Here is a 20,184-nt window from a genome sequence, read left to right as displayed (position 1 = left end):
TCCACATGAGCCCACACTTGGGCATATGAGGGCTGACGGGGATCGGATGTACCGGGATCTGCGCGCGGCACTGGTACCGGGAGCCGACCTCAAGGAGACGGGGGCGGCGCTGTCCCGGGTGCTCGCGTCGGTGGTGGCGCATGACGCGCTGCGGTGTGGCGTGATGAACCCGGCGTCGGGTGTGGGCGTCACGTCACTGGCGTTCTGGCACGGGTACGCCCCCGATGTCGGCCGCGCGCTACTGAACCCTGACCGCATGGCAGCGGCCGTGCGGGAGCTGGATCACCTGGCGCGGCAGACGGTTCCGGTGATGGTGGCCGGTCGGAGACATCGCCCAGGTGTGAGTGACCGGCTCCTCGCCGAGTACGGGGTCGGTGAGGAGTTGTGCCTCGTGTTGCGGGACACGCGCGGCGTGTGGGGAGTGCTCTACCTGCTGAGGGAGGCGGGCGGGCGGCCGTTCGACAGTGCTGACGCACGGCGGATCGCCGAGGTCGGGCCTTCGTTGATCACCGCGCTGCGCAGCTACGTGACGGCTGGGCCCGTCGCCCCGTCAGTACACGCGCCGCCGCCGAGCGTGCTCGTCGTCGCCGCGGACGGACGGATCGGGGCCATGACACCTCAAGCGCGACCGTGGCTGGAAGCGATGACGGCTCGACAGAACGTTCCGGACTGGCTGACCGAGTCGTCGTTCGCCGCGCTGGCAGCCGCGGCGCGGGAGCACGCGCGCAACCTGCGCGGGCAATACCCGCGGCTGTGCGTACCCTCGGCGGGAACCGGCTGGTGGACCGCGATCGAGGCACAACCCCTCGGTGACGACGGCGACGTTGCGGTCATGATCCAGCGGGCAACCGGCACGCTGCTGCTCCCCTCGTTCTGCGACTGGTACGGAATCACCGCCCGCGAACGCCAGATCGTGCACCACCTGCAGGACGGATCCGCGCCCAAGCAGATCGCCCGGCTCCTCGACTTGTCCGTACACACGGTCAACGAACACCTCAGGGCGATCTTCCGCAAGACCGGCACCTACGGGCGGAACGAACTGGTAGCGGCCATCACCGCGTGACGCCCCTCAGCCGGCAAGCACGCGAGGCCAGGCCCGCGGGGGAACCGGGCCGCCCGGGCCGGCTGTACGTCGGCCCGGGCGGCCCGGTGGGTTCTCGGGTTCAGGGGTTCAGGGGTTCACCACGCTCCAGCGCTGGGCCAGGATGTCGTTGCACGGGGCGAGGCGGACGCCGCCGCGGTCGGCGTCGGGGGCCAGCAGACAGAGGTGGTTGGCTTCGTTGCGGTAGCGGACGGTGCCGTCCGCGTAGGTCTCGGCCAGCCAGCGCTGGCCGGCCGCGTCGACGCCGCGCGCGTCGTCACACGTCCGCAGCATGGCGTCGGTCTGCGAGGTGGCGTGCTCGTCGCGGACGCCCAGGCAGTAGTTGTCGCCGAACGCGCTCTGGAAGCGGACCAGGTTGTCGTCCGGGCTGATGCGCTGGATGTTCCAGCCGAAGTCCTGGCGCTCGTAGCGCAGCCAGTAGATCCACCACCACTTGGGCGGTGCGGGCTGGGTGTTGATGCGGGTCCCGGGAAAGGATCCGTTCAGCATGCGGCCGCCCATGAAGGCGGATTCCAGGCGTACGTTGCCGGCGGTCGTCGGCCAGTCCTTGGGCAGCGAGGCGGGGTTCTCCCACCACCGCTGGGCGGCGTCCTCCGTGCACGGTGCCACGGTCACCTGCTTGTCGGACGGGGTCAGGCACATCCCGGGGAAGGCCACGTTCTGCCAGCGCTGCGGCCCCCCGCCGTCGTTGTTCCACGCGGGGTCGTCCTCGAGGTGGCTGATCGTCCACTGCGCCCGCGGATCAGCGCAGCCGCCGACGACGACCTGGGAGGACGCATCCCGGCGGGCACCCGTCGGGGCGGCGATGCAGTCTCCCGTGCCGGGGTTTCGCAGGTAGTGGGTGAGGGCGTCGCCGTTGGTGTACATGCGCCAGGTCTGGCTGCTGTCATTGCTGGGGGTGCCGATCCCGATCGAGCGGTCCGGGTTCTCCTGCAGCAGATTGCCGTTGGGCGCGGCCAGCCTGGTGGCGTAGACGTGTGACGGGCCGGTGGGCGCGACAGGCGGTGGGGTCCGCGCGAAATTCACGGGCACGTGGTCGGATCCGCCACCGTCCGCGCGGGTCGCGGTGAAGCCGCCGGGCAGGCCGCTGGTGACCGCGTAGTCCAGCTCGCTCGGGTGGTCGCCGTTGATGAACGTCGGCTGACCCGTGCGCAGCAGGCTCTCGCCGGCTTGCAGATGCAGCGACTGGCGGGCCTGGTCGTTGTTGCGGTTGAGGATGTTCACGTTGTAGTCGCCGGCCAGGACCCAGTTCCGGCCGCGCTGTTCGCTCCCGGCCATGAAGTTGCGGACCTGGTCGAGCAGTCCGGGCCTGTCCTCGTCACCGGTCACGTCCTCGCCGCGGGCGTGCGTGTTCCAGTACCAGGTGTTCCCGAAGCGCAGACCGAGCAACGGGCGGGCCCGGTAACGGTTGTTCGGGGCGTTCGGGTCCGGGTCGTAGTAGTTGTTCTCCAGGACGCGGACCTCAGTGGGCCGGGTGTCGGTGACCGTCGCCAGGTTCATCTGGCCGCCGTCCCACGTGTCCTCATTCGTCTGGCTGATCCTGCGGGGGTCGGTCTGCAGGAAGTACACATAGCGGTTGGTGCCGTTCGGGCCGCCCGCCCAGGTCGAGACCGTGTAGGAACTGGGCTGGGGGTCGCGGTTCGGAGTGAGCCGCATCTGCCGGAAATTGGTCCGGTGATCGTCCGGCGGCTCGGGTGGCCCGCTGCCGGCCTCCTGCAGCATCACCACCGGGTAGCTCGCGACCAGCCGGTTGATCTCCGAAGTCCACCTCGCACCGTTGTCCGAGCCGTGCATGTTGTACGTGACGAATGACGAGCTGCCGTCACCGTTGACCGCGTGCGCAGGCGCAGCGGTCAACGGAACGGTCAGCAGGGCCGCCACCGCGCTCAGGACGGCGAGCACGGCGGTGATCCACCGCCGCGACCGTAATCGCGTCCTCGTGGTCCGCAGGGTCCCCAGGGTCTGCGGACGGTTGCCTCTACTCAACGATCAAGCCCCTCCCGTCGGCCCCCGCACCCGGCGGCGCGTGGGACTGCCGAAGCCACCAACTCCCCGTGGCGGCACCGTGCTGCCGTACCGGCAGCGGAGCGGGACCGAGCTCGCCCGCGATCCGCTGCCCAGCGGGTGGTGCACGGACCGTCGCACGAGCGATCACCGGCCCGTCGATCACAGGAGACGGAAGAGCGAGCTCACGCGGTTCGGGGCCCCGTCGATATCCGGCCCCTCCCCCGCACCCCACGTCCCGTCCGGCACTCAGGCGACTGGCCAGTGCGAACGGGACCGTGAAGTTCGCACACGCACTCGACCTGGCGGCCCGGTGCCACGGCCCCGGATCGCCCCGGAAAGCACCACTGCCTGGCGATACACCGCTTCGGGCCGAACACCGAAAGCCGAGGCGACATTGTCCTTAATCGGGGTCCTTTGGAAAGAAGGACCTCGCCGGCGCCCACTCTCGCCACAGCCCTACAGCTGCGCGACCCCGGATGGTGCCGGGTAGGGGTCGCGGAAGGTGAACGCGAGGGGGCCGGGGCCGTGTTCGCGTACCCTCGCGACCCGCTCCATCGCCTCCGCGATGCTTGGGCGGTGACCGGCCGGGATCCACCACAGAGCCTGGTGCGCATCGGCCATGCGGTGGAACCACTCGCGGCGGCGGCTCAGTACGCGCAGGTGATCGGTCTGGTAGGTGAAGTTCCGCAGGGCTTCGACCGACTCCCAGACCGAACAGTTGATCAGGAGCATGTCGTCGTTCTCGTCGGGGCGGGCACCGGTCGCGTCCTCGCCCCCATCGTCGACCATGCGCCACACGAAACCGGGGCTGCGCTCGGCAAGCGCGTTGATCTCGGGCAGTTGGGCGACGAAGCCGGCCAACTCAGGGCCGTCCAGCGGAGCGACGATGCGGCCGATGTTGACCTGCGCGAGGTGAAAGCCAGTCATGAGCACAGCATGGCTCGACCCTACTTCTATAGTCAATGAGTTTTTGTTTTAGAGAGGGCCACACAACACCCGCCGGGACACGGGTCCATCGTCGGCGACCACTGCTCGGGTGCCAGGCCCTCCAGCAGCGCGAGATTCATCCCGCAGACCAAGGCGGGGAACTCCTCGGCCAGCGCGTGGAAGGGGCAGTTGCGCAGCCGCAGCGTCTCCCCCTCCCAGAAGGGCTGGTAGCCGCGGGCCTGCAGCACCTCGACCAGGTCGTCGGCGGCCGCATCCGGATGTGCCGCGCCCGCGGCCTTCGCCGCGGCCTGTAGCTCCCGGTCCAGGCCGGCGTTCTCCACCACCTCGGCGAGCAGCCGACCGGCCGCGTCGTAGGACCGGGGCGGGACGGACACGGCGTGCTCGCCCTCGGCACGCCGGTACACCTTCGCCGGCCGCCCCGCCCCGGGGCCGGTGCGCCCGGACAGTCGCCGGAAGGACACCGCCAGCAGCCCCGCCTCGACCAGCTTGTCCAGGTGGAAGGCGGCCAGCGATCGGGAGATCCCGACCGCTTCCGCGGCCGCGTCGCGCCCCACCTCACCCGGGGTGGCGGCGACATGTCGATAGAGCCGACGGCGCACGGGGTCACCCAGCACACCCAGCACCGCAAATGCGGAATCTTCAGCAGTCACGCGCCGATTCTATGACCAATGGAAGTGCTCGAAACAGATCTGTGTCGCCCGCGCGGCTCCACGCTACGGGCGGTGGTCGTTGAGCGGGGGAACGGTGAGCAGGGTGCGGTAGGTGGCGGTGTCGTCGGGTTCGCCGACGCGGCGACCGTCGGCTTCGACCCAGGCGTGAGCGGCGAACGGCGGGGTGCGTACCCCCGTGGACCAGGTGGGCCAGGTGCCGCCGAGGCGGCACAACAGGGCCGTGGCGAGGGAGCGTTGGAGGCAGTAGTGCCCGGAGCACAGGACGCTGACGGCCGTGACCTCCTGCCGGGCCCGCAGGGCGGTGGCGTGGTCGGCGGGTCGCGCTCCACGGCGGGCGGCCCGCAGGACGGCCTGCAGACGCTTGGGCGGCAGGTGGGCCAGTAACCGTGCGCCGGCGACGGCGGTGCGAGCGGCGGCTCGGCGGCCGAACGGGGGACGGTGGTGGCCGGTGTCGAGGATCTGGCTCACGGGGCGCCGACCACCAGTCCGCAGCGGGTGAGACTGTCGAGCAGGGCGGCGACGTCGGCCGCGGCGCGCTCGCGGGGGACGGGGCGGGTGGCGGCGAGTCGATCGGCGATCTGCTGAGGGCCGGCGCCGTCGAGGAGGGCCTGGAGGACGGTTGCGCCGGTGGCGTTGAGTTGCCAGTAGCGGCCGTCGCGCTCGTCCAGCAGGACCATGCCTTCGTCGGTGGGGCAGCAGGCGACGTCAGTGCGTAGCCGTGTCAACGGGGTGCTCCTGGTGTGGGTGGCGGCGGGGGACGAGGTGGGCGGGGTCGGGGTGGGCGGCAAGGTCGCGCAGCCACACCTCGGCGGCCAGCGTGTTCTCCAGTTCCGGAGCGCCGCCGATGTTCAGGTCGGGGCTGATCAGGGCGCGGCGCAGGAGCTCCCGGTCGGCGAGGCCGGCGGTGACGAGGTGTGAGGTGTCGGCGATGCCGGACAGGTGGCGGCGGTGGGTGCGCAGGCCGAGGTACCAGTCGGGGCCGCAGTGGTCCTTGGTCGTGCGGTGCAGGATGTGTGCGGGCACCAGGCCGTCCATCGCGGCGGCCAGCAGGGGTTTGTACGCCCAGGGGTGGCCCGCTTCATGAGGCCGGGCGGTCAGGCAGGCGGTCAGCACGGCGTCGTCGCAGAAGGGGCTGTCCGTCGGCAGTCCATGAGTGCTGGACGCCTCGTGGAGGAGGGCGGCGCCGCGTCCGGCCTCACGCATCTGGAGGAGCCAGGCGTGCCGGCCGGGGTCGGGGTCCAGCGGCTCGGTGTGCGCGGCTGCGCGACGCAGGGCCGTGGCGACCAGGTCCACGGCATGGTCGCTCGCCCAGGGCGGCAGGGCCGGCCGGGGTCCCCACGGGGCGGGGCCCTGGTGCGTCCCGGCACCTTCGCGCAGGCGTGCGGCGGCGCTGGTGAGCCAGGCCGGGTAGGAGCCGGTGCCCAGGAGGGTCCGCGCGGCGGCCGGCAGGCTCCAACGGCCGCGGGCCTTGAAGCCGTTGGTGGTCGGGCGGCACGATGGCGTGGTCGCCTCCGTGCCCGGACAGGCGCAGCTCGGCTCCCCGGGCGCGCAGCGCGTCGGCCGTGTGGCGGTGCCGTGCTCGGTCGCGCAGCAGGCCCGAGGGCTCCTCCAGGGGCTCGCGACGTTCGTCGAGACCGGTGAAGCACGCGGGCAGGTCGGCGGAGGGGAAGACCAGGGGTTCGACGTGGGGCAGGTGGTCGGCGGCGAATCGGGCGTAGTGGTGGTCCTGGTTGCCGGGCCTGTTCCAGTGCTGGGTCGAGGTGACCAGATGAGCGCCGGCTTCAGCGGCCAGGAAACACAGCGAGGTGGAATCCATTCCGCCGGACAGATCCGCGGCCAGCACCCGGCCCGGACGCACACGCAGCGCCACGGCGGCCCGCAGGGCCTCACGCAACAGGCTCGCGGCGTCCACCATGGGCAGGTGCGCGGGCGGTGGCCGCCACCACGCGGTGGTGCACGTACGTCCGTCAGGAGCGACCCGGAGAGCGTGGCCGGGCTCGACGGATTCCACCCCGGTCCACATCCCGGCGTCGGCCAACGGGTGCGGCAGGCAGGGCGCGGCGAGACGGGCGGCGACCCGGGCCGGATCAAGGTCGGCGTCCGTGAGGTGGGCCAGCGTGCGGGCCCGGTCCGCGCACACCGTCACTCCCCCGACCTCCGCGCGGTACAGGCGCCGGGCTCCGAAGGCGCTCCCGCGGACGTACAGGTGGCCGTCCACGGACGCGGCCACATGGAAACTGCCGTGCACCCCGTGCAGCGCGGATTCGACGTCCGCGACCGTACGGACCCTCTTCAGACGGGCCGTCAGGTCCACCGGGGTCGTGGACGAGGTGCCCACGACCGCCAGCATCCGCCCGCCCTCCGAAGCCAGCACCATCCGCTCCGACGGCCACGAACCCACCAGCCACGGCCGGCCCGACGGATGGCACACCACCTCGACGGCCGCCTCCCGCAACCGTGCCGCACATCCCTGCCGCGTCTCCCGATCCGGGAGCGCCACGAACCAGCTCGCCACCATGTCACTCACTCAGCAGCCCACCCTCAACACCTCGCGCCGAAACGCTCCCTGGCACGCCTGCCCCCGAAACGCGAACGGGCTCCGGCCCGGTTCGCCGGACCCTGGACTCCTCCCGTCGGCGGTTCTCCCACGAGGACCCCCAACGGAAAAGTGCGGGTGCCGGCCCGCGCCGCACGGCGGTCACACACCGGCACCCGCACACCGGGTCACGACCAGACGTACCAGGTAGCGCCCGCCTCGGGGTAAAGCCCCGTATTGCCCTGGGTGAGGTCGGCGAAGTCGCCGACTTCGGTCAGCAGCGGGGACTCGTACACGTCAGCGGTCTCGATGTTCCGCGTCTCGATGTTCTGCGTTTCGATCAAGGTGAGCACCTCCAGATCAACACGGGTGGACGATCCAGCCGCTACCGGCAAAAAGATCTGCTCTGCCAGGCTGAGAGTTTCCGAATGCGTCCACCCATTTCTCACTGAGCCGGATCGGACAGGCCCCTGCACACGGGGCAGCCCGGATATGAATCCGGTCGCGCGCTCTCAGCACCGACCCATCGACCCTGGCAGCGGGGAATGAAATGCCGATGAAACGACGCCGGACTGGGCACCCCGCTCACCATACGGTCACGACACTTGTCGGTGGCCTGGCCTGAAGTCGCCTGGCTCCGCCTCCCATTGCCTCTTCACGGCCGGTTGCGCATCCTGCTGTGATGCGCTTCTCCCTGAACATTCCCAACTTCGGTGACTTCGCGGACCCCCGTAACGTCGCGACCGTGGCGACCGCGGCCGAACAGGCCGGCTGGGACGGGCTCTTCGTCTGGGACCACGTACTGCACCGACAACACCAGGGGCGCCCCTTCGCAGACCCCTGGATGCTGCTGACCGCGGCCGCGCTGGCGACCTCCCGGATCCGGCTGGGCACGCTGCTGACGCCGGTCCCCCGTTACCGTCCGCAGCAACTCGCCCGCCAAGTAGCCACCCTGGACCACCTCAGCGGCGGCCGGGCGATCTTCGCCGCAGGTCTGGGCGGTCCGATCGAGGACGAATACCGCAGCTTCGGCGACGCCGCCGAGCCACGCGTCCTCGCAGAGCGGCTGGACGAGGGGCTGGAGCTGTTGCGGCACTTCTGGTCCGGCGAGCCGGTGAACCACCACGGCCGGCACTACGAGGCCCGGGACGTGACGCTGCTGCCCGCCACCGTTCAGCGGCCCGGTCCGCCGATCTGGATCGGCGGGTTCTGGCCGCGTCGCCCGCCCATGCGGCGAGCCGCGCGGTGGGACGGCGCGGTGCCGCTCTTCGAGTCGGCGCGGCATGGCCATGTGCCGGATGCGGCAGAGGTACGGGAGCTGGTCGGCTATGTGCGCAAGCAGCGTTCGGAGGGGGCCGAGCGTGCCGGGTACCCCTTCGAGTTCGTGCTCGGCGGTGCCACGCCCCTGGACCCGGCCAAGGCCAGGGACGTGATCGGTCCGCTGCACGACGCCGGCGCCACCTGGTGGGACGAGCGGCAGGTCCAGACGGGCCCCGATCTGGACCGCCTGCCCCCGGTACTGCGCCGCGCCGAAGCGGGGCCGCCGGTCGTCTGAGGTGCCCCGGAGTGGCGGCAGGAGTAGACAGGAATGGTGACGGTCGACGAGCCGGACGGGGACGAGGCCCTGCCAGAGCTGTGCGGCGTACCGGTGCGCACCCGTGCCATGTGGCGGTCGACCCCGGACGCAGGGGGTCCTGCTGAGCGGCGCCCCCTCACACCCCGGCCCGGCGCGAGCGCTCGGACCGCACTGGAAGGTGCACTTCGCCATGACGACACCCGCGATCGTTTCACCGCAGGAGTGGGAGGCAGCGCGCCAGCAGCTGCTCGTGGAGGAGAAGCGGCTCACCCACGCCCGTGACGCACTGGCCGCCAAGCGCCGGCGGATGCCGTGGCAGGCGGTGGAGAAGGAGTACGCGTTCGACGGGCCCGAGGGCAGGGCGGGTTTGCTCGACCTGTTCGAGGGGCGCCGTCAGTCGATCATCTACCGCGCCTTCTTCGAGCCCGGCGTCTTCGGCTGGCCCGACCACGCCTGCCGCGGCTGCTCCATGCTGGCCGACCAGGTCGGCCACCTTGCCCATTTGCACGCCCGCGACACCACTCTCGCCTTCGTGTCGCGTGCGCCGCAGCCGGACATCGAGCGCGTCAAGGCACGGATGGGCTGGGCGATGCCCTGGTACACCATCACCGACGCATTCGACACCGACTTCGGCGTGGACGAGTGGCACGGCACGAACGCGTTCCTCCGCGACGGCGACCGCGTGTTCCGCACGTACTTCGTCAACGCCCGCGGCGACGAGGCGATGGGAAGCCTCTGGAGCTACCTCGACATCACTGCGCTCGGGCGGCAGGAGATCTGGGAGGACTCGCCGGACGGATACCCCCAGACCCCGCCCTACGAATGGTGGAACTGGCACGACGCATACGGCGAGGCCGAGCCGGCACCGGAGTGGGTGGCCCAGACCGGCCGAGGGCCACGACACCGGTGAGCTGAGACCGCCGGCCGAGGAGACCGAGACGGGGAAGATCATCATCAGCGAGAACGTCTCGCTCGACGGTGTCGTCCAGGACCCCACCGGCGAGGAGGGCTTCAGCCGCGGCGGCTGGTTCCTCCAGATGGGGGACAAGGACCGCGAGGCGTGGGCCAAGCTCAAGCGTGGTGGACGAAGTCTCCCGGCTCAAGCAGGAGCTGGACGGCGACATCGTCGTCTACGCCAGCATCCAACTCGTGCAGTTGCTGATGGAGCACGACCTCGTCGACGAACTGCGCCTCACCGTGTTCCCGGTCGTGCTCGGGGCCGGCGAGCGCCTCTTCGGCGAAGTCGGCGACGAGAACCCCTGCGCCTCATCAGCGCCCGCACCCTTGGCGACGACCTCCTCTTCCTCACGTACCAGCCCGTCCGGGACGCCCCCTAGGGGGGTCTCTTGGCTCTCCGTGGCCTGCCTGACGGTCGCGGCGGCGCAGGTCAGCTGCAGGTCAGCCCTGGGGGGCGTCGGTCGACCGTCGCAGAGTCGCCCGGACCCACTTGCCGCCCGCGGGATCCAGTCCGCACGTCCAGGACTCGGCGAGCGCAGCGATGATCATCATCCCGCGTCCGCAGTCCTCCTCCCGCCCGGCCGCACGCTGGACGGGCAGGATCACGGAGCCGTCGTGCACCTCGATGTGCAGCACATCGGATTCCAACGCCAGCCTGAGGGCGATCACGGAATCCGGCCCCCGCTCGCGCCCGTATTCGGCGAGCAGCCGGGCACCGTGGCGAATGGCGTTCGTGGCCAGCTCGCAGACGATCAGTACGGCCGCTTCGATGAATTCTTCGTCCTCGCCCCGCATTCGCAGAAATTCCGAGGTGAGGGTGCGCGCCTGCCGGGCGGAGGACAGGACTGCCGGCAATGCGCACGAGGCAGAGGTCAGTTCGACATCACGCGGGATGGCGAATTCAGCCACAACAGTCATTTTCCTTGACCCTTCAAGCAAGCAAAGCGTGCGATCAACGCGGCCGCATCTGCGGCTTTTTGCTCATGTGAGCAATAACAGCTCATATATGCAATTTCCCTTCCATTAAAGATCCGTGAAATGGGGTGTCAATAGCCTGCGGTCACGGTTTTGAAAGATGAGCTGTTTCTGCTCAGACGAGCGGTATTGCCGCAATCTTGCGTGACGGTCCGTGGCGGAGCAGTGATGCCCGGCGAACGGGCGTCATTTCACGGCTCCGAGGGAGAGGCCCTGGACGAGTTTGTCCTGGGCGGCGAACCCGGCGAGGAGCACCGGGAGGGAGATGACGGTGGCGGCGGCGCAGACCTTGGCCAGGAACAGGCCCTGGCTGGTGACGAAGCCGGTCAGGAACACCGGAGAGGTGCCGGCCACGATCCCGGTCAGGACCCGGGCGAAGAGCAGTTCGTTCCAGCTGAAGATGAAGGAGATCAGGGCGGTCGCGGCGATGCCCGGCATGGCGACGGGGGCGACGATCCGCAGCAGGGTGGTGTGGAGTCCGGCGCCGTCGATCGATGCGGCCTCCAGCATCTCGACCGGGACCTCGGCCAGGAAGGAGCGCATCATCCACACCGCGATCGGCAGGTTCATCGAGGTGTAGAGGATGACCAGCAGCCAGATGTTGTCGAGCATCCCGGTGTTCTGCGCGACGAGGTAGATCGGCAGCAGTCCGGCGACCAGCGGCAGCATCTTGGTGGAGAGGAAGAAGAACATCACATCGCTCCACTTGCGCACCGGCTTGATCGACAGCGCGTACGCGGCGGGTACGGCCAGCGCCAGTACCAGCAGTGTGGAGACGACCGCCGCGGTCAGGGAGTTGATCAGCGGCGGCCAGGGGCTGACGCCGGTGCCCGCTCCGAAGAACTCGCGGTAGCCGTGCAGGGTGAGAGGGGCACCCACGCTCGGCGGATTGCTCGCCGCGTCCGTCTCGCTGTGGAAGGACGTCAGCACCATCCACGCCACCGGCACGAAGAAGAGCAGACCGCACAGCCAGGCGAGCAGGCCCAGGTACGCGCTCCGGCGACGCCGACGGCGGGCGGAAGCGGGAAGCCGGTGTGCGGCGCGCGGCGCGCCGGTCATCGGGGGCCTTCCTCGCGGAGCAGGGACGAGACGGTGCGCAGCGCGAGGGTGGCCACGAGCAGGGAGCCGATCAGCACGACGACGCCCTGTGCGGAGGCCCGTCCGTAGTCGTGGGCCTGGTAGAAGGTCTGGTAGATGGTGTAGGGGAGGTTGGCCGTGCCCAGGCCACCCGACGTGATGGTGAAGACCGCGTCGAAGTTCTGGATGATGAAGACGGTCCCGAGCAGGGCGGCCAGTTCCAGATAGCGCCGCAGGTGGGGCAGCGTCAGATAGCGGAAGATGTCGAAGGCGGAGGCGCCGTCCACCCGCGCGGCCTCGACGACGTCGGTGGGCCGGCTCTGCAGCCCTGCGAGCAGGATCAGCATCATGAACGGTGTCCACTGCCAGATCAGCGCCACCTCCACGGCGGCGAGCGGAGCGCTGGTCAACCAGTCCGGCTGTGGTGGGTCGTCGCTGCCGAACAGGCTCCACAGCCAGGTCAGTGAGCCGTTGAGGAGCCCGTACGAGGCGTTGAACAGGGCGTGCTTCCACAGCAGCGCGGAGGCGACGGGCACCACCAGGAACGGGGTGATGAGCAGGGTGCGCACGATGCCGCGGCCGCGGAAGCTCCGGTCCAGCAGCAGCGCGAGGCCCAGCCCCAGCAGCAGGCTGACCAGCACCACGGTCACCGTCAGCAGGATCGTGGTCCACACCGCGTTGCGCAGCACGGGGTCGGTGAAGACGGCCCGGTAGTTGCCGAAGGCGGCGAAGCCGCGGTTGTCCGGGGCGAGGGCGTTCCAGCGCAGGAAGGAGATCACCACCGTCGCCACGAACGGGAGCTGGGTGACGACGATCAGGAAGACCAGGGCGGGCAGGAGGGGCGCGCGGCGGGCCCGGGCCCTGGCCCGGTCCAGGGCCGGACGGCGGCGGGTGTGGGAGGTTCCGTGTGAGCCGTGCCGCGATGCGTCAGCCGCCTCCGTAGGCACGGGCCACCTCCCGCGCCAGTCGCTGGCTGTGACGGAGGGCGGCGGGCACGCTCTGCTTGCCGGCGATGGCCGAGCTGATCTCGTGGGAGACCTTGGTGCCGAGGTCGGCGAATTCGGGGATGCCCACGAACTGGATCCCGGGCGCGGGGCGGGGCTGGAGCCCCGGGTCGTCGGGCCGGGCAGAGCTGATCGCCCGCTCGGTCGGGCCGGCGAAGGCACGGGCGGAGCGGATGTACCGGGGATCGCGGTAGAGGGAGGCCCGCTTGCCGCCGGGCACCTTCGACCAGCCCAGGGTGCGGCCCACCAGCTGCTCGTACTCCTTGCCGGAGGCCCAGCGGATGAACTTCCAGGCCGCGTCCTGGTTCCTACTGGCCTTCTGCACACCCCACGCCCAGGTGTACAGCCAGCCCGAGTTGGCGGTCCGCTCCACCGGGGCCGGTGCGTAGCCGACCTTGCCCGCGACCTTGGAATCGGCGCTCTCCAGCGAACCGGCGCCGGCGGTCGCGTCGTACCACATGGCGACCTTGCCCTGCTGCATGTCGTTGAGGCACTCGGTGTAGCCGGCCTGCGGCGCGCCCGCCTCTCCGTGCTTGCGGACCAGATCGACGTAGAACCGGGTGGCCTTGGTGAACTCCGGGCTGTCCACCTCGGCCTGCCAGTTCTTGGTGAACCAGGTACCGCCGAAGGTGTTCACCACGGTCGTCAGCGGGGCTACCAGCTGGCCCCAACCGGGCTGGCCGCGCAGGCAGATGCCCTTCATCCCCTTGCGGAAGCCGTCCAGCTCGGCGGCCAGGGACGCCACCTGCCGCCAGGTGGGATGGGCGGGCATGCTCAGCCCGGCCTCCTTGAACAGGTCCTTGCGGTACATCAGGAACGACGACTCGCCGTAGAACGGCTCCGCGTACACCTTCCCGTCGGCGGCCGTCAGGGACGTGCGGACCGGGGCCAGGATGTCGCCCTGGTCGAACGAGCGGTCCTTGGCGGCACGCGTACCCAGCTCGGTCAGCCAGCCGTTGCGGGCGTAGATCGGCGTCTCGTAATTGCTCACGCTCGCCACGTCGTACTGCCCGGCCTGGCTGGAGAAGTCCTGGCTCATCTTGTCGCGCAGATCGTCCTCCGGCAGCACGGTGAAGTTCACCGTCACACCGGTCTCCTTGGTGAAGTGCTCGGCGGTGAGCTTCTGCAGATCCACCATCTGCGGGTTGTTCACCATCAGCACGTTGAGGGTGTCGCGGCCGCGGTTGCCGACATCGCCGGCGCCCCGGTAGCAGCCGCCGGCCGCCACGGCCAGGGCCACACCGGCCCCACCGACCGCGCGGCCGAAGCGGCCGAAGCGGCCAGGGCCGTTCCTGCCACGGCGTCGTGCTCTCACGACTGGCACCTTTCACCCGCCCGCGGCAACAATGCCGGTTTCCTTGCGCACTCCCCCCAACGGAGCAAGGAACTGGCGCCCACGGACGCGACGCGCGGGCCCCCGGTCGCGCGGGCGGCGCCTGGGAGCATGGCGTCGCCGCAGAGCACGGCGTCGTCTCAGAGCAGGCTCTCGGCGACCCCGGCGTCGGTGACCACGCCGTTGAAGAGGCCGGTCTTGAGTGCCGCCGCGGCGGCGGTGGCCCGTTCGACGCCGTCGGCCATGAGGATGACGTCGGGGACCTTGCGCAGTTCGTCGAAGCTGATGGCGATGATGCGTTCGGTGAGTTCGGGGACGATGTCGCGGCCCTCGGCGTCGAGCGGCCGGCCGGCGACCTCGGCGCATACGCCCCGGCGTCGGTAGTCCTCCCGGTCGGCGTCGCTGAGCGCGTCGAAGACGGTGGAGAGCCCCGGGCCCCAGCCGCCGACCGTGACGACGGCCTTGGTCACGTCGCCGAAGCGGCGCACCGCGTCGACGACGCCGGGCTGCTCGCGCAGCATCCGGGCCGCCGTGGCGTCGGGCAGCAGCAGGGGCGCGTAGATCGGGTAGACCACGCCCCTGGATATGGTCGCGGCCCGGCGCACCGCCTCGACGGCCGACACATTGACCGGACGCAGCGGGGTGACTCCGCAGAGCTGGACGACCGTGCATCGGGCGAGTGTGGTCAGTTCGAGACCGAGGGCTTCGACCTCGGGGCCCCAGACGAGGCCGAGGACGTCGTTCTCGGTGACGATCTCGGCCAGCAGGTCGGCGGTGACCGCACCGAGGCGGCGGGTGGCCTGGGCCGTGTCGTCCGGGTCTTCGTGCCGGGAGTCGATGACGATGGCGTGCCGCAGGCCGTATCGCGTGCGCAGGGCGTCGGAGAGCGGGGCGTCGAGCTCGGCGGGCAGACGGATCTCCAGCCGGATCAGGCCCTCGCGGAGGGCGGACTCCAGCGTCCGGGCCACCTTGAACCGGCTGATCCCGAACTCCTCCGCGATCTCCATCTTGGATTTGCCTTCGAGGTAGAACCTCTTGGCCATCGCGGCGGTCTGCACCAGGTATTCCGGGCCGGTGTGGTGTGTGCGCATAACAGCCCTGGCCTTCCGGGACGGGACGCCGTCCCACGTCACTGCTCACGTGAGCGCATGCGTCTCATATGCACCTTTTCTCCATTAAAGCCCCCGGGAAGGCGCTGTCAACGCCTCCACCTCCTGCCGCTCCGCCTGGTGCACGACGGCGGGCGCACCGGGTTCCGTGCGCGGCTCGGGCGTCTTGATGCACAGCACGAGGACGGTGCTGAGCAGATGCAGGGCGGCGTAGATCCACATGACTCCACCGATGCCGATCGACCCGATGAAGAGCGTGCCGATGAGCGGGCCGAGGGCCATGCTGGCCCCGGCGCCCAGCGTGTAGGCCGACATGATCTGCCCCTTGCGTTCGGGGGCCTGCGCGGTCATCAGCGGGGGCAGCGGGACGTATCCGGCCATGCCGACACCCAGCGCGCCCGCGGCGATCGCGACGAGCAGGTAGTCGTGCCCCGCGACCTCGGGTACGTAGTACAGCGCCAGGCAGGCGAGGGCCGAGACCACGCCGCCCAGCCAGGCCACAGTCCTGCGCCGGCTCCACCGGTCGCCGAGCGCACCGAAGAACACCACACAGGCGAGGTTGCTGGCCATCATGACGATCAGCAGTGAGGCCCACTCCTGGGCGCGGAAGCCGACCTGGTCGACGAGGTGGAGCGGGACGAAGACCCACACGCCGAACTGGGACGTGGTGTTGATGAGCCGGACCACCGCCCCCAAGCCCACGCGCGGCTCGGCGAACATGACGGTGAAGCAGCCCAGGAACGTACGGGGCAGGCCGACGCGCTCGGACTCCCTGGACAGGCCCTGGAATCCGGTGCGTTCCCGCAACAGCAGCAGGACGACCAGGGCGCCCGCGACGATCATCGCGAGCGACACCCACAGCGTGCGGTAGAAGCCGATCGAGGGCTTGAGGAACGAGACCAGGGCGGAGCCGAGGACGGGGTAGCCCATGGTGAAGCAGAACCAGAACCAGCCGAGCGCCTTGCCGAGCTGCCGTTCCGGGGCGCCCGCCATGATCCAGACCATGAACCCGTAGGCGAACAGCGGATACCCGAAGCCGCGCAGGCCGTAGGTGGCGAGGATCAGCGGGTAGGAGTGGGCGGGGACGGCGACCGAGAGCATCAGCGCGTGGCAGACCACCCAGCAGGCCGCCCCGGCCATCATCACCCGGCGCGGTCCCCACAGGTCGCACAGCCCGCCCGCCAGGAAGGCGCCCACCGCGGCGGTGACTCCGTACGCCGTGAAGACGATGCCGACGCCGGCCTCCGCGAAGCCGAGGTCGGTCTTGAAGTACGCGGGCAGATAGCTGGTCTCCACACCGTCGCCGACCATGAACAGCAGAACGCCGACATAGCCCCATAGGAGGGCCCGGGGCATCCCGAGGACGGCGGGGCGGGGCAGCGACAGATCGCGCTTTCGGGGTGTGCGCAGCACGGCGGGGACCTCCTGAGGGGCCGGGCGTTCGCCCGAACATGGCCATCAGACTGAACAACCTCACAGAGAATTTCAAGAGCTTCACATAAAGTGTGTGATGTTCTAGGGTGAGAGCACGGCGACGACCGCCGGCGAAACGAACGGGGGTGCCCACGATGCGACCGAGTCGCGGCTCCGAGGCAGAGGTGGAGGAGCGCCGGCAGGCGGTGCTGCGCCATGTCGCCCAGGAAGGCGAGATCCGCATCGCCGACCTCGCCGAGCGGATGCGCGTCAGCGTGATGACCATGCACCGGGACCTGGACAACCTCCATGAGCGCCAGTTGCTGCGCAAGGGCCGCGGAGTGGCGACGGCCTTCTCCAACGTCGCCATGGAGAGCGCGCTGCGCTTCCGGGAGCACGCCAATGTCGCGGTCAAGACCGCCATCGCGGACGCGCTGGTGGCGGAGGTCTCCCCCGGGGACACGGTGCTGATCGACTGCGGCTCCACGCTCTTCCCGCTCGCCCGCCGGCTCGCGGCCGTCGAAGGCATCCGCGTCATCACCAACTCGCTGCGCATCACCTACCTCCTGGCGGGCTCGCCGGCCGAGGTGACGCTGCTCGGCGACCGCTTCTACGAGGACTTCGAGTCCTGCGCCGGTCCGCAGACCCGGCGGCAGCTGCAGGACATCCGCGCCACCGTCGCCTTCGTCACCGCCACGTCGATAAGCGGCGGCCGCCTCTTCCACCCGGTGCGCGAGTACGCGGACAACAAGCAGGCGTATCTGCAGGCCGCCGACCGCGCCGTACTGGCCGTCGACCACAGCAAGTTCGGCCGCACGGCCACCTATCCGTACGGCGATGTCAGCGGCTACGACCTGCTGGTCACCGACGCCGAAACCCCCGAGAGCGAACTCAAGCCCGTCCGCGACCTCGGCGTCGAGATCCGCACCATCGAACCCCACAGCTGAGCCGGCCCCCGCCGCAGCTCCCCGCACCCCCGGGCGCACTCCCCCGAGCGCCTCCCCGAGAAAGGCCCCGATCCATGCGCGCTGTCGTCATCCACACCCCCGGGCACCACGAGGTCACCACCGTCGAGGACCCCACCCCGGGCCCCGGCGAGGTCGTCGTCGCCCCCGCCGCGGTGGGCATCTGCGGCACCGATGTGCACATCGTCCAGGGGGAGTTCGCACCCACCCCGTATCCGATCATTCCCGGCCATGAGTTCACCGGCGAGATCGTCGCGCTGGGGGCGGGAGTGACCGGGCTGCGCACCGGGGAGCAGGTCGCCGTCGATCCGTCACTGTTCTGCGGCGCCTGCCACTACTGCTCGATCGGGCACGGCAACCTGTGCGAGAACTGGGGCGCGATCGGCGACACCGTGGACGGCGCGATGGCCGAGTACGTCAAGGTCCCGGCGGCCAACTGCTACCGGCTGCCCGAGGGCGTCGACATCGCGCAGGGCACGCTGATCGAACCGCTGTCGTGCGCGGTACGCGGCTTCGACGTCCTGCCGCGCCGCCTCGGCGACCACTACCTGATCTACGGCGCGGGCACCATGGGGCTGATGATGCTCCAGCTCGCCAAGGCCGCGGGCGCCGCCTCCCTCTCGGTCGTCGACATCAACACCGACCGTCTGGAGGTCGCCCGACGGCTGGGGGCGGACGCCACGGCGGTGAGCTCCGCGGCGCTGGACCGGCCGCAGGGCTGGGAGACCGTGATCGACTGCACCGGCGTCATCCCCGTGATCGAGGACGGCCTCGGCCGGGTGCGACGCGGGGGCACCTTCCAGCAGTTCGGCGTCGCGCCGTCCGCCGCCAAGGCGTCCTTCTCACCGTTCCGCGTGTACAACGACGAGATCACCATCGTCGGATCGATGGCCGTCCTGCACAGCTTCGGGCGGGCCGTGGACCTGATGGCCAAGGGGGTCATCGACGCCGACACGATGATCACCCACAGCTTCGGGCTGGACGACTTCGCCGCCGCCCTGCAGACGTTCCGCGACGGAACGGGCCGCAAGATCCAGCTCCGTCCGCAGGCCTGAACCCCCTTACCGTCCCGTCGAGTTGCACGGAAGCGACATCGTCATGCCCACAGTTGCCGGGGTGGACTCCTCTACCCAGTCCTGCAAGGTCGTCGTCTGCGACGCCGACACCGGGGAGGTCCTCCACCAGGGCCGCGCCGCCCATCCCGACGGCACCGCGGTCTCCCCCGAGGCCTGGTGGCAGGCTCTGCTCCAAGCGGGCGACGGTCTGCTGGAACACACCGACGCCCTCGCGGTCGCGGGACAGCAGCACGGCCTGGTGGCCCTCGACGGGGCCGGCCGGCCGGTGCGCGACGCACTGCTGTGGAACGACACCCGCTCCGCGCAGGCCGCCGCGGATCTCGTCGCCGAGCTCGGCGGACCGGAGAAGTGGGCCCGGGCGGTCGGCACCGTACCGGTCGCGGCCATCACCGTCGCCAAGCTGCGCTGGCTGGCCGAGCACGAGCCGCACCACGCGGACCGCACCGACCGGGTGCTGCTGCCGCACGACTGGCTGACCTGGCAGTTGTGCGGCGGCCCCGCTACCGGCGCCGAAGCGGTCACGGACCGGGGAGACGCCTCGGGTACCGGCTACTGGTCCCCGGCCGAGGGCGCCTACCGAAGGGATCTGCTCGCCCTCGCCTTCGGCGGCCGGATCCCCGAACTGCCCCGCGTGCTGCGCCCGAAGGAAGCGGCGGGCCGCACACCGCACGGGGCCCTGGTGGCGGCGGGAACGGGCGACAACATGGGCGCGGCCCTGGGCCTGGGCATCCAGCCGGGCGACGTGGTGATCTCGCTGGGCACCAGCGGCACCGCCTTCGCCCTCTCCGAGCACCCCGCGGCCGACCCCACCGGTGCCGTCGCCGGCTTCGCCGACGCCACCGGCCGCTTCCTGCCGCTGGTGTGCACCCTCAACGCCGCGCGGGTCCTCAGCTCCACCGCCCGCATGCTCGGCATCGCCCTCGACGACCTCGACCCCCTGGCCCGCGAGGCCGAGCCCGGCGCCGGCGGCCTGGTGCTGCTCCCCTACCTCGGGGGCGAGCGCACCCCCAACCTCCCCGAGGCCGCGGGCAGTCTGATGGGCATGCGCAAGGCGAACATGCACCCGCCGAACCTCGCCCGGGCGGCCGTCGAGGGCATGCTGTGCAACATGGCCGACGCCCTGGACCGGCTGCGCGCCCAGGACGTCAGCGCCCGACGCGTCCACATCATCGGCGGGGCGGCCAAGGCTCCGGTGGTCGGCGAGATCGCCGCCGAGATCTTCGGCACCCCGGTCACCGTGCCCGAACCCGGGGAGTACGTCGCCCTGGGCGCCGCCCGGCAGGCCGCCTGGGCCCTGGCGGGTACGCCCGAGCCGCCGCACTGGCCACTCGCAGCGGCTCGGCAGATCCCCGTACCGTCCGACGGCTCGGCCGGCCGCCGCATCCGCGAGGCCTATGCCGACGCGCGGGCGCTGGTGTACGGATGACCGCCCCGG

At 70.7% G+C, this 20,184-nt stretch carries 20 protein-coding genes and 1 pseudogene; 7 read left to right on the top strand and 14 right to left on the bottom strand.

Annotated elements, in window-relative coordinates:
- Positions 1-46: 46 nt before the first annotated feature.
- Positions 47-1,063, top strand: coding sequence for a helix-turn-helix transcriptional regulator (locus tag ACZ5XZ_RS01250; RefSeq protein ID WP_468973320.1), 1,017 nt, complete (start codon positions 47-49; stop codon positions 1,061-1,063).
- 108 nt (positions 1,064-1,171) lie between these two features.
- Here the strand turns inward: ACZ5XZ_RS01250 and ACZ5XZ_RS01245 are convergent, their stop codons facing one another.
- From ACZ5XZ_RS01245 to ACZ5XZ_RS01210, 8 genes are all read right to left on the bottom strand, one after another.
- A complete protein-coding gene (locus ACZ5XZ_RS01245; RefSeq protein WP_468973318.1) occupies positions 1,172-3,004 on the bottom strand; it encodes a ricin-type beta-trefoil lectin domain protein in 1,833 nt (610 codons plus the stop codon).
- Between the two features lie 561 nt (positions 3,005-3,565).
- Positions 3,566-4,036 (bottom strand): DUF3291 domain-containing protein, encoded by a 471-nt coding sequence (locus ACZ5XZ_RS01240; RefSeq protein ID WP_468973316.1) that lies wholly within the window; start codon positions 4,034-4,036, stop codon positions 3,566-3,568.
- A gap of 32 nt (positions 4,037-4,068) precedes the next feature.
- Positions 4,069-4,707 carry a helix-turn-helix transcriptional regulator gene (locus ACZ5XZ_RS01235; protein ID WP_468973313.1) on the bottom strand — a complete coding sequence of 213 codons (639 nt, stop codon included), beginning with the start codon at positions 4,705-4,707 and terminating at the stop codon, positions 4,069-4,071.
- A gap of 63 nt (positions 4,708-4,770) precedes the next feature.
- Positions 4,771-5,196 carry a lasso peptide biosynthesis B2 protein gene (locus ACZ5XZ_RS01230; protein ID WP_468973310.1) on the bottom strand — a complete coding sequence of 142 codons (426 nt, stop codon included), beginning with the start codon at positions 5,194-5,196 and terminating at the stop codon, positions 4,771-4,773.
- Complete coding sequence (locus tag ACZ5XZ_RS01225) at positions 5,193-5,453, bottom strand: lasso peptide biosynthesis PqqD family chaperone (RefSeq protein WP_468973308.1); 261 nt, start codon at positions 5,451-5,453, stop codon at positions 5,193-5,195. Before ACZ5XZ_RS01225 ends, ACZ5XZ_RS01230 begins: the two co-directional genes overlap by 4 nt.
- Positions 5,434-5,931 carry an asparagine synthase-related protein gene (locus tag ACZ5XZ_RS01220; protein WP_468973305.1) on the bottom strand — a complete coding sequence of 166 codons (498 nt, stop codon included), beginning with the start codon at positions 5,929-5,931 and terminating at the stop codon, positions 5,434-5,436. The genes ACZ5XZ_RS01225 and ACZ5XZ_RS01220 overlap by 20 nt, the downstream gene beginning before the upstream one ends.
- The gene (locus ACZ5XZ_RS01215) at positions 5,924-7,246 is read right to left on the bottom strand and encodes an asparagine synthase-related protein (RefSeq protein ID WP_468974143.1); all 1,323 of its coding nucleotides are present in this window, start codon (positions 7,244-7,246) and stop codon (positions 5,924-5,926) included. Before ACZ5XZ_RS01215 ends, ACZ5XZ_RS01220 begins: the two co-directional genes overlap by 8 nt.
- Before the next feature lie 206 nt (positions 7,247-7,452).
- Positions 7,453-7,608, bottom strand: coding sequence for a lasso RiPP family leader peptide-containing protein (locus tag ACZ5XZ_RS01210; RefSeq protein ID WP_468973302.1), 156 nt, complete (start codon positions 7,606-7,608; stop codon positions 7,453-7,455).
- 338 nt (positions 7,609-7,946) lie between these two features.
- On the opposite strand from ACZ5XZ_RS01210, the gene ACZ5XZ_RS01205 reads away from it, so the two are divergent.
- The 3 genes and pseudogenes from ACZ5XZ_RS01205 to ACZ5XZ_RS01195 form a co-directional block, all read left to right on the top strand.
- Positions 7,947-8,819, top strand: a complete 873-nt coding sequence (locus tag ACZ5XZ_RS01205) for an LLM class flavin-dependent oxidoreductase (RefSeq protein ID WP_468973299.1) — start codon at positions 7,947-7,949, stop codon at positions 8,817-8,819.
- Positions 8,820-9,030: 211 nt separating this feature from the next.
- On the top strand, positions 9,031-9,750 hold the full coding sequence (locus tag ACZ5XZ_RS01200; RefSeq protein ID WP_468973296.1) for a DUF899 domain-containing protein: 720 nt from the start codon (positions 9,031-9,033) through the stop codon (positions 9,748-9,750).
- Positions 9,751-9,818: 68 nt separating this feature from the next.
- A pseudogene (locus ACZ5XZ_RS01195) lies at positions 9,819-10,037 on the top strand (hypothetical protein); the annotation flags it as partial.
- 201 nt (positions 10,038-10,238) lie between these two features.
- Here the strand turns inward: ACZ5XZ_RS01195 and ACZ5XZ_RS01190 are convergent.
- The 6 genes from ACZ5XZ_RS01190 to ACZ5XZ_RS01165 all read right to left on the bottom strand — a co-directional run bounded on the left by ACZ5XZ_RS01190 (position 10,239) and on the right by ACZ5XZ_RS01165 (position 16,708).
- Entirely contained in the window at positions 10,239-10,706 is a 468-nt protein-coding gene (locus ACZ5XZ_RS01190) for an ATP-binding protein (protein ID WP_468973293.1), read from the bottom strand.
- A 252-nt stretch (positions 10,707-10,958) separates the two neighbouring features.
- A complete protein-coding gene (locus ACZ5XZ_RS01185; protein ID WP_468973290.1) occupies positions 10,959-11,831 on the bottom strand; it encodes a carbohydrate ABC transporter permease in 873 nt (290 codons plus the stop codon).
- On the bottom strand, positions 11,828-12,724 hold the full coding sequence (locus ACZ5XZ_RS01180) for a carbohydrate ABC transporter permease (RefSeq protein ID WP_468974141.1): 897 nt from the start codon (positions 12,722-12,724) through the stop codon (positions 11,828-11,830). The genes ACZ5XZ_RS01185 and ACZ5XZ_RS01180 overlap by 4 nt, the downstream gene beginning before the upstream one ends.
- 52 nt (positions 12,725-12,776) lie before the next feature.
- Positions 12,777-14,168, bottom strand: coding sequence for an ABC transporter substrate-binding protein (locus tag ACZ5XZ_RS01175; protein ID WP_468973287.1), 1,392 nt, complete (start codon positions 14,166-14,168; stop codon positions 12,777-12,779).
- A 158-nt stretch (positions 14,169-14,326) separates the two neighbouring features.
- A complete protein-coding gene (locus ACZ5XZ_RS01170) occupies positions 14,327-15,277 on the bottom strand; it encodes a sugar-binding transcriptional regulator (protein ID WP_468973285.1) in 951 nt (316 codons plus the stop codon).
- An 84-nt stretch (positions 15,278-15,361) separates the two neighbouring features.
- On the bottom strand, positions 15,362-16,708 hold the full coding sequence (locus ACZ5XZ_RS01165) for an MFS transporter (RefSeq protein ID WP_468973282.1): 1,347 nt from the start codon (positions 16,706-16,708) through the stop codon (positions 15,362-15,364).
- A 155-nt stretch (positions 16,709-16,863) separates the two neighbouring features.
- Between ACZ5XZ_RS01165 and ACZ5XZ_RS01160 the strand changes: the two genes are divergently transcribed.
- From ACZ5XZ_RS01160 to xylB, 3 genes are all read left to right on the top strand, one after another.
- Complete coding sequence (locus ACZ5XZ_RS01160) at positions 16,864-17,655, top strand: DeoR/GlpR family DNA-binding transcription regulator (protein ID WP_468973279.1); 792 nt, start codon at positions 16,864-16,866, stop codon at positions 17,653-17,655.
- 74 nt (positions 17,656-17,729) lie between these two features.
- Positions 17,730-18,728 carry a zinc-dependent alcohol dehydrogenase family protein gene (locus tag ACZ5XZ_RS01155; RefSeq protein WP_468973276.1) on the top strand — a complete coding sequence of 333 codons (999 nt, stop codon included), beginning with the start codon at positions 17,730-17,732 and terminating at the stop codon, positions 18,726-18,728.
- A gap of 43 nt (positions 18,729-18,771) precedes the next feature.
- Positions 18,772-20,175: a xylulokinase gene (gene xylB, locus ACZ5XZ_RS01150; RefSeq protein WP_468973273.1), complete on the top strand. Its 1,404-nt coding sequence runs from the start codon at positions 18,772-18,774 to the stop codon at positions 20,173-20,175.
- Positions 20,176-20,184 lie beyond the last annotated feature (9 nt).

The sequence above is a fragment of the Streptomyces sp. NPDC033270 genome (assembly GCF_055576575.1).
The sequence above is the reverse complement of the archived record's forward strand: the minus strand, read 5'-3'. Positions and strand labels throughout refer to the sequence as shown.

Bases quoted from the DNA above. Each gene is read 5' to 3' on its own strand.
- ACZ5XZ_RS01160 (WP_468973279.1), top strand. From the start codon at position 16,864: ATGCGACCGAGTCGCGGCTCCGAGGCAGAGGTGGAGGAGCGCCGGCAG.
- ACZ5XZ_RS01215 (WP_468974143.1), bottom strand. From the start codon at position 7,246: ATGGTGGCGAGCTGGTTCGTGGCGCTCCCGGATCGGGAGACGCGGCAG.
- ACZ5XZ_RS01185 (WP_468973290.1), bottom strand. From the start codon at position 11,831: ATGACCGGCGCGCCGCGCGCCGCACACCGGCTTCCCGCTTCCGCCCGC.
- ACZ5XZ_RS01200 (WP_468973296.1), top strand. From the start codon at position 9,031: ATGACGACACCCGCGATCGTTTCACCGCAGGAGTGGGAGGCAGCGCGC.
- ACZ5XZ_RS01205 (WP_468973299.1), top strand. From the start codon at position 7,947: ATGCGCTTCTCCCTGAACATTCCCAACTTCGGTGACTTCGCGGACCCC.
- ACZ5XZ_RS01155 (WP_468973276.1), top strand. From the start codon at position 17,730: ATGCGCGCTGTCGTCATCCACACCCCCGGGCACCACGAGGTCACCACC.
- xylB (WP_468973273.1), top strand. From the start codon at position 18,772: ATGCCCACAGTTGCCGGGGTGGACTCCTCTACCCAGTCCTGCAAGGTC.
- ACZ5XZ_RS01170 (WP_468973285.1), bottom strand. From the start codon at position 15,277: ATGCGCACACACCACACCGGCCCGGAATACCTGGTGCAGACCGCCGCG.
- ACZ5XZ_RS01220 (WP_468973305.1), bottom strand. From the start codon at position 5,931: ATGCGTGAGGCCGGACGCGGCGCCGCCCTCCTCCACGAGGCGTCCAGC.
- ACZ5XZ_RS01240 (WP_468973316.1), bottom strand. From the start codon at position 4,036: ATGACTGGCTTTCACCTCGCGCAGGTCAACATCGGCCGCATCGTCGCT.
- ACZ5XZ_RS01250 (WP_468973320.1), top strand. From the start codon at position 47: ATGTACCGGGATCTGCGCGCGGCACTGGTACCGGGAGCCGACCTCAAG.